Source organism: Piscinibacter sp., assembly GCF_050175855.1.
Taxonomy (GTDB): domain Bacteria; phylum Pseudomonadota; class Gammaproteobacteria; order Burkholderiales; family Burkholderiaceae_C; genus Piscinibacter.
This window is the reverse complement of sequence record NZ_JBFXIO010000494.1, coordinates 1-3,239: the sequence shown is the minus strand read 5'-3', so window position 1 is coordinate 3,239 and position 3,239 is coordinate 1. Positions and strand designations below refer to the sequence as shown.

4 protein-coding genes are annotated in these 3,239 nt (G+C 71.8%); all 4 read left to right on the top strand.

The features are described 5' to 3' along the window. The first annotated feature begins 129 nt into the window (after window positions 1–129). On the top strand, window positions 130–777 hold the full coding sequence (locus tag AB7U92_RS24540) for an ABC transporter ATP-binding protein (RefSeq protein WP_428583060.1): 648 nt from the start codon (window positions 130–132) through the stop codon (window positions 775–777). 94 nt (window positions 778–871) lie between these two features. Continuing rightward, complete coding sequence (locus AB7U92_RS24535; RefSeq protein ID WP_428583058.1) at window positions 872–1,642, top strand: MBL fold metallo-hydrolase; 771 nt, start codon at window positions 872–874, stop codon at window positions 1,640–1,642. A 62-nt stretch (window positions 1,643–1,704) separates the two neighbouring features. After that, a complete protein-coding gene (locus AB7U92_RS24530) occupies window positions 1,705–2,097 on the top strand; it encodes a response regulator transcription factor (protein WP_428583056.1) in 393 nt (130 codons plus the stop codon). Next, a partial coding sequence (locus AB7U92_RS24525; protein WP_428583054.1) for an ABC transporter permease occupies window positions 2,094–3,239 on the top strand: 1,146 nt, incomplete at its 3' end. The genes AB7U92_RS24530 and AB7U92_RS24525, both read left to right, overlap by 4 nt.

The following is a 3,239-nucleotide window of genomic DNA, read 5'->3' as shown; positions in this document are numbered from 1 at the left end:
AGCGGCAACTCACCTGGCTGCGCGGCATGGCGCAGCGCGAGGTGCTGGCCTGCGACGAAGCCGGCGTGACAGCCCTCGCGGTCGAGCGCGCGAAGCGCCACGCCGACACCCTGATGGAGGGCTGACCCGATGCTGCAGTTGAAGGGCCTGGCCAAGCGCTACGGCACCACCCCGGTCTTCGCCAACGTCGACCTCGAGCTGAAGCCCGGCGAGTTCGTCGCCGTGCTCGGCGAGTCGGGCGTGGGCAAGTCGACACTGCTCAACTGCATCGCCGGACTCGACACGCTCGACGCCGGCAGCGTGCGACTCGACGGCCGCGAGGTCACGACGATGAGCGAGCCGGAGCAGGCGATGCTGCGCCGGCGTGACCTCGGCTTCGTCTTCCAGGCCTTCCACGTGCTGCCGCACCTGACGGTGGCACAGAACGTCGCGCTGCCGCTGCTGCTGCTGCACCGCGCCGACGACGAGCGCGTGGCCCGTGCGCTCGAAGAGGTCGGCCTGGCCGGCTTCGGGCCGCGGCTTCCGCAGACGTTGTCCGGCGGCCAGCTGCAGCGCGTGGCCATCGCCCGGGCTCTGGTGCATGCGCCAAAGTTGCTGCTGGCCGACGAGCCGACAGGCAACCTCGATGCCGGCAACGCCGAGCGGGTGATGGACACGCTCGTGCGGCAGGCGCGCGCACATGGCACCGCCTGCCTGCTGGTGACGCACTCGCACGCCGCCGCCGCGCGGGCCGATCGTGTGATGGAGTTGCGCAGCAACGGCTTGTTCGCCGCCTGATCGCGGCGCAGAGCCCCGACTTCTTGAGGCGGGTCAAGATGCGCCGGCCGTCCGCCCTCGACACTGCGCGCCTTCCGTCTTTCGGAGCCGCGCCATGCCGATCGAGCTGTTCAACCAGAAGGGCCACCAGTGCCTGATGTTCACCGACCTGTGCGACGAGGCCGGCGACGTGGTGCAGTCCAACCAGTTCCTGATCGTCGACGGCGACACCGGGGCCATCATCGACCCGGGCGGCAACGTCGCCTACGGCGAGCTCTACCTGGCGATGACGCGCTTCTTTCCGCCGCAGCAGCTCTCGGCGATCTTCGCCTCGCACGCCGACCCCGACATCATCGCCTCGCTCGACCGCTGGACCACCACCACGCCGAGCGCCAAGATCTACATCTCGCGCATCTGGGAGCGCTTCATCCCGCACTTCTGCAAGCCGGGCAAGACCACCGGGCGCGTGATCGGCATCCCCGACGCCGGCCTGCGCATCACCGTCGGCCGCAGCGAGCTGATCGCGCTGCCGGCGCACTTCATGCACTCGGAAGGCAACTTCCAGTTCTACGACGTGACCAGCCGCATCCTCTTCTCCGGCGACCTGGGCGCCTCGCTCGTCACCGGCGAAGCGGCGAAGAAGCCGGTCACCTCGCTGGCCGGCCACGTGCAGCACATGGAAGCCTTCCACCGCCGCTACATGGTGTCGAACAAGATCCTGAAGATGTGGGCGCAGATGGTGCGGCGGCTGCCGATCGACATGATCGTGCCGCAGCACGGTGCGCCGATGAAGGGCGCGGCGGTGCAGGAGTTCATCGCCTGGATCGAGCAGCTGCCCTGCGGCGTGGATCTGCTGACCGAGCGCGACTACGCCGTGCCCGCCTGAGGCCGGCTCAAGTCGGCGCGGCGGCGGCCGATAAGGCGTCGAGACTCTTCTCGCCGTCGCCCATGCCCCGCATCCTCGTCGTCGAAGACCAGGCCGACATCCGCCGACTCATCCGCTGGTCGCTCGACGAAGAGCCTGGCATCGAGGTCTTCGAGGCCGCCACCGGCCAGCTCGGCCTCGATGCCGTTCGCGCACTGCGGCCCGACCTGCTGCTGCTCGACGTGATGATGCCCGGCGCGCTCGACGGCTACCAGGTCTGCGCTGCCCTGCGCGCCGACCCGGCCCACGCGATGCTGCCGATCGTGATGCTCACCGCCCGCGCCCAGGCCAGCGACCGCGAGGCCGGCGCCCGCGCCGGCGCCAATGAGTACCTGGTGAAACCCTTCAGCCCGATGGTGCTGGTGGACACCGTCAAGCGTCTGCTCTCGGCACGCACGCCACAATCGGCGCGGTGAACGCCGCCGCACCGACGACGAACCCACCCTCTGCCCTGCCCGCTCTGCTGCGCCAGGTGTCCTGGCGCCAGTGGCTGCACCAGCCGCTGCGCCACGCGGTGGCGATCCTGGCCGTGGCGCTCGGCGTGGCGCTGGCCTTCTCGGTGCACCTGATCAACGAATCGGCGCTCGGCGAATTCAGCGCCGCGGTACGCCAGGTCAACGGCCAGCCCGACTTCGAGTTGCGCGCGCAGCGCGAAGGCTTCGACGAGGCGCTGTTCGCCCGCGTGGCCGCGCACCCCGGCGTGGCGCTGGCCAGCGCGGTGATCGAGGTCGACACGCAGGCGCTCGGCGCCGACGGCCGCGACGTGGCGCTGCGCGTGGTTGGCCTCGATGCCCTGGCCGCCGCCGCGCTGACGCCCGCCCTGATGCCGCGCCCCGCCGAAGGCAGCGACCGGCTGGCCATCGTCGACCCCGGCGCGATCTTCGTCAATGCCGCGGCTGCGCAGAAGCTCGGCGAGGGCCAGACGGTCCGGCTGCGCGCCGGCGGCGGCGCGGCGGAGTTCAGCATCCTGGGCAGCGTGATTGCCGATGGGCCGCCGCTGGCCGTGGTCGACCTGGCCGGCGTGCAGGCCGCCTTCGGCTGGCTGGGGCGCGTCAGCCGCATCGACGTGCGCCTGGTGCCCGGCACCGACCGCGAGGCGCTGCTGCGCGAGCTGCAACTGCCCACCGGCGTGCGCGCCGCGGCGCCCGACGAATCGGCGCAGCGCGTGTCCAACGTCTCGCGCGCCTACCGCGTCAACCTCACCGTGCTGGCGCTGGTGGCGCTGTTCACCGGCGCCTTCCTGGTGTTCTCCATCCTCTCGCTGTCGGTGGCGCGTCGGCTGCCGCAGCTGGCGCTGCTGGGCGTGCTGGGCCTCTCGGCGCGCGAGCGGCTGGTCTGGGTGCTGGCCGAATCGGCGCTGATCGGCCTGGCCGGCAGCGCCATCGGCCTGGCGCTGGGCACGGCGATGGCGGCACTGGCGCTGTCGCTGCTGTCGGGCGACCTGGGCGGCGCCTACTTCCCCGGCGTCACGCCCAGCCGGCAGTTCGGCGTGGCGGCCGCCACGGTGTACGGCGTGCTCGGCGTGGCCGGGGCCTTCGCGGGCGGCTGGCTGCCGGCA